The organism is Zemynaea arenosa (assembly GCF_004614185.1).
Classification (GTDB): Bacteria; Pseudomonadota; Gammaproteobacteria; order Burkholderiales; family Burkholderiaceae_D; genus Telluria; species Telluria arenosa.
Genome location: NZ_SPVF01000059.1, coordinates 1 through 4091, shown reverse-complemented (window position 1 = coordinate 4091; position 4091 = coordinate 1). Strand labels below are relative to the sequence as shown.

General features: G+C 67.0%; 3 protein-coding genes. 2 read left to right on the top strand and 1 reads right to left on the bottom strand.

The genetic code is table 11. The annotated features are described in order from the left end of the window. The first annotated feature begins 118 nt into the window (after nucleotides 1-118). Both E4L96_RS03850 and E4L96_RS03845 read left to right on the top strand, forming a co-directional pair. The gene (locus E4L96_RS03850) at nucleotides 119-1558 is read left to right on the top strand and encodes a DUF2868 domain-containing protein (protein ID WP_135205911.1); all 1440 of its coding nucleotides are present in this window, start codon (nucleotides 119-121) and stop codon (nucleotides 1556-1558) included. Continuing rightward, the gene (locus E4L96_RS03845) at nucleotides 1555-3054 is read left to right on the top strand and encodes a DUF3482 domain-containing protein (protein ID WP_135205910.1); all 1500 of its coding nucleotides are present in this window, start codon (nucleotides 1555-1557) and stop codon (nucleotides 3052-3054) included. Before E4L96_RS03850 ends, E4L96_RS03845 begins: the two co-directional genes overlap by 4 nt. Here the strand turns inward: E4L96_RS03845 and E4L96_RS03840 are convergent. Beyond that, complete coding sequence (locus E4L96_RS03840; protein WP_135205909.1) at nucleotides 3045-3902, bottom strand: outer envelope protein; 858 nt, start codon at nucleotides 3900-3902, stop codon at nucleotides 3045-3047. The two genes, E4L96_RS03845 and E4L96_RS03840, sit on opposite strands and share 10 nt — an antisense overlap. Between the last annotated feature and the right edge of the window lie 189 nt (nucleotides 3903-4091).

The following is a 4091-nucleotide window of genomic DNA, read 5'->3' as shown; positions in this document are numbered from 1 at the left end:
ATGATAGTGCTGCAACCAGTGTGAAAGTAGGTTATCGTCAGGCTAGTTATAAAGGGAAAAGCCCGGTAGCGAAAGCTATCGGGCTTTTTACTTTTGTGCGTCCGGTAGAATCGTCGAGATGAACGAGACCACCGCACGCCGCGTGCTGCTGATGCAGGCCATCGAAACCGCCGACCAGGAGGGCCAGGTCCTGAGCGATGCCGACCGCCTGCACGCCTCGCGCACGGCGCGCGAAATGGCCAACTGGCGCGCGACCGAAACACACGCACCTGACCTCTCGGTTCCGGTGTTCCTGGACCAGCGCGCGCGCCTGGTGCTGGAGCGGGTCACCGAACGCCACCCCGCCTTCCGCGGCGTGACCAAGCCCGGTTCACGCTGGCCGCTCTACCTCCTGCCGTTGGTAGGCCTTTTCGCCGGGGCGGCCATTGACCACGTCGCGCATCCACACCGGATCGACATCCTCTCCGCGCCGCTGCTCGGGATCATTGCGTGGAACCTGCTCGTGTATGCGCTGCTCTTTGTACGCCTACTCCTGCGCGTTATCCCAGGTCGTGAGGCAGGCGTCGGCCTGCTCACCCGCAAGCTGTCCGGTACTCTCGCCGGCATCCGGCCGGCGGCCGCGCGCCTTCCGCATCCGCTTCTCACCGCGACGGCCAGTTTCGGCTCGCGCTGGCGCGCCGCGGCTGCGCCACTGACCGGTGCACGTGTCGAATGCGCGCTGCATTTGGCCGCGTGCGCGTTCACGGCTGGCGTGATTGCCTCGCTCTACATGCGCGGTTTGCTGACGCAGTACATCGTCGGCTGGGAAAGCACCTTTCTCGATGCCGGCCAGGTGCACGCGCTGATGGCGGCCGTGTTCACGCCTGCGACCAAGCTGCTCGGAATGACAGGGTTCAGCATCAGCGAGATGGAAGCGCTGCGCTTCGGTGCACCTGTGCACCCTGCGGTGGGCGCGCATTGGGTGCATTTGTACGCCGCCACGCTCGCCCTCATCGTCGTGCTGCCGCGTGCCATGCTGGCCGCCCTTGCGGGCTTGCGCGCGCTGTGGCTCGCGCGTCATTTTGCCGTCGACCTGGCCGACCCCTACTTTGCGCGCTTATGCGGCACCGGATCCCTGCTCGCCGGTCCGCGCACGCTGCGCATCATCCCCTATAGCTTCCAGTTGGACGACCCGCGCACCCGCGCGCTGAACGACATCGCGCAGCGCATGTTCGGCGACCGTGTCGAACTGGCCCTGCGGCCGTCTGTGGTCTATGGTGAGGCGCCGCCGGAAATCGGCCGCGAAGCCAGGACCCTCACCGCGGCGCTCTTCAACGCCGCCGCCACGCCCGAGCAGGACACGCACGGCGCCTTCCTGCGCCAGCTGCACCAGGCACTCGGCGAGCTGCCGCGTGCCCTGGTCGATATCTCCGGTATCGCCGCGCGCCTTGGTCACCAGCCGGACAGCGCCCAGCGCCTCGCCACCCGCCGCGACCTGTGGCGCCGCTTCGCCGAGTCGCATTCCGTGCCCGTTTCCTTCATCGACCTGCAGGCCCCTGAAAAGGGCGAGCTCCCATGACGGCGTCCGTGATACAGCTGGCCCTCGTCTCGCACACCAACAGCGGGAAGACCACGCTCACGCGCACCCTGCTCGGTGCGGACGTCGGAGAAGTGCGCGACGCGGCCCACGTCACGCAGGACGCGCAATCCCACGTGCTGCTCGAGACCTCGGAGGGCGACCGCCTCACGCTCTGGGACACGCCGGGCTTCGGCGATTCTTCCCGTCTTGCGCGCCGGCTGGCGATGGCCAATAACCCGATCGGCTGGTTCCTGCGCGAGGTCATCGACCGCTATCGGGACCGCGCCTTCTGGCTCAGTCAAAAGGCCCTGCGCGCGGCCCGCGAACGGGCAGACGTGGTGCTCTACCTGGTCAATTCGTCCGAGGCGCCCGAGGACGCGGGCTACGTCGCCGCCGAGATGCAGATCCTCGACTGGCTTGGCAAACCGGTCATCCTGCTGCTCAACCAGCTCGGCCCACCGCGCCCGGCGGCGGAAGAGATGGCGGAGCAGGCGCGCTGGCGCAGCCACCTGGCGCGCTACCCGCACGTCCGCGCGACGCTTGCGCTGGACGCCTTCGCGCGCTGCTGGGTGCACGAGCAGGCCTTCTTTATCACGCTGGCCGAGGTCCTGCCGGAGCCGCTGCAGCCGGGGCACGCCCGCCTGCTGGCCCAGTGGCGGCACGAGAACGCAGCCAGGTTCAACGCCTCGATGCACGCGCTGGCCCGCCAGATCGGCGGCGCCGCCCGCGAAGTCCAAGCGGTCGAGGTGGCGGAAAACTCAGTCTTGAAGTCCGCGCTGAAGATCGTCGGCGTGGGCCGCGACGCAGCCAGGCGCACGCAGGAGCAGGCGATGGCCGCTCTGGTCGGCCGCACGCAGCACGCGGCCGATGCCGTCACGCGCGAACTGCTCGTGCTTCACAGGCTGGAGCCGCGCGACGCGGTCCTCATCAACGCACGGTTACGCGATACCTTCACCGTGCGGGCACCCGTCGACAAGACGCTGGCCGGCCTGCTGGGCGCCATCCTGACGGGTGCGGCCACTGGCCTGACCACCGACCTGCTGGCGGGCGGCCTGACCTTCGGTGGCGGAGCTCTGCTCGGCGGCCTTCTCGGCGGGATGACCGCGGCGGGCGCGGTGTGGGGCTTTAACGCGGGCACCGATCGGAATCACCCCGAGCTGCGCTACTCCGACGAATTCCTGGACTCGCTGCTGGTCACGGGTGTGCTGCGCTACCTGGCCGTCGCCCACTTCGGCCGCGGCCGCGGGCAGTTCGTGGAGGGCGAATCGCCCGCGTTCTGGCAGGGCGCTGTCGAACGGGCTCTTAACAGTGGTTCGGGAGGAGCGGCCTGGTGGCAGAAGGTGCGCGCGAGCGATGCCGCGACGGGAGAAACGCTGCTTTCCGAGCGTTTGGCCAGCGTGTGCCTGGCAGTGCTGGCCGAACTCTATCCGGGCCAGCAGCTGGACTGGATCCGCGGCCCAGATGTGCCACTTCCCGGGAATACCGATCAGAAGTGATACTCCGCTCGGATCATGGGCGTGCTCGCGCGCTGGCCGCGGCCGCCCGTGGTCGCACTGGTGTTCCCGAATTTGTTATTCCAGAACTGATATTCGGCGCCGACGCGGAAGGTGTTTTTCTTCGCGCCCAGCTGTGGGCCAAGGTCGTACATGAGCGTCATGTCGAGGTTCGTCTCTGGCCCGGTCGGGTTGCCGGTCTCGTCGCGGCCCTTGGCGGCGATGACGTTGATATAGCCCTCCCACGACCAGCGCTCTCCCGCCGGGATGGCCCAGCTGGCCGACAGCATGGGATGCGTGCGATACGTGTAGCGGCCGCGCACCTCTGAAATCGGCGGGAACGCGCCGCTGGGCGCATTGCTCTCATGGATGAGCAGCAGGCTCGAATTGAAGAACCCAGGGACATTCCACATCAGGGTCGGCCCCGCCACCAGCATGCGCTTGCGCGAGTTGTAGCCAACGTCGTTCTTGGTATTCCAGTCGAAGCCGAACGTGAGGCCGACACCGCGCACGGCTCCGAAGGTGATGTCCTTGCCGCGCAGCTTGCCGATGTCGAGCGTGTGCCGGTAGACCACATAGGCTTCCTGCGCGCCTTCGGTCTGGCCGAGCGAGGCGGGGTCGTTCTCGTCCGATTGCAGGAAGTCGACGTTGAAGTAGTTGGTCCCATAGGTGTAGCCGCTGGCGTGGGTGAGGGCAAGGACGTGTTTGTGGATGTCCCGATCGTTGAAGGGCTCGCGGAAGCGCGTGCCGTAGCGCCAGCTGACGGCGGTGTCGCTCCAGTCGGCGGCGGCGGCGCTGCCGCAGGTAGCGAAGATGAGGCTGATGAGGGCAAGGCGCCGAGTGAGCGTCACGGTATCTCCTTCGAAGTAATGGCCGCAATTGTCCCTGCTTCCCTTCGCGCGCGGCGCGGCCTTGCGCGGGCGCCGGAGGTGCGCTATAGTTCTGTCCCCGCCGAAAACATCACGTAGTTTTGATGAGTTCGGTGGAAAAAGAAGGGGTTGACGAAACGCAGCAAACGCTTCATACTCTCCCTTCTCTGC

Excerpts from the sequence above, each read along its gene's own strand:
- E4L96_RS03850 (WP_135205911.1), top strand. The coding sequence starts at position 119 with ATGAACGAGACCACCGCACGCCGCGTGCTGCTGATGCAGGCCATCGAA.
- E4L96_RS03845 (WP_135205910.1), top strand. The coding sequence starts at position 1,555 with ATGACGGCGTCCGTGATACAGCTGGCCCTCGTCTCGCACACCAACAGC.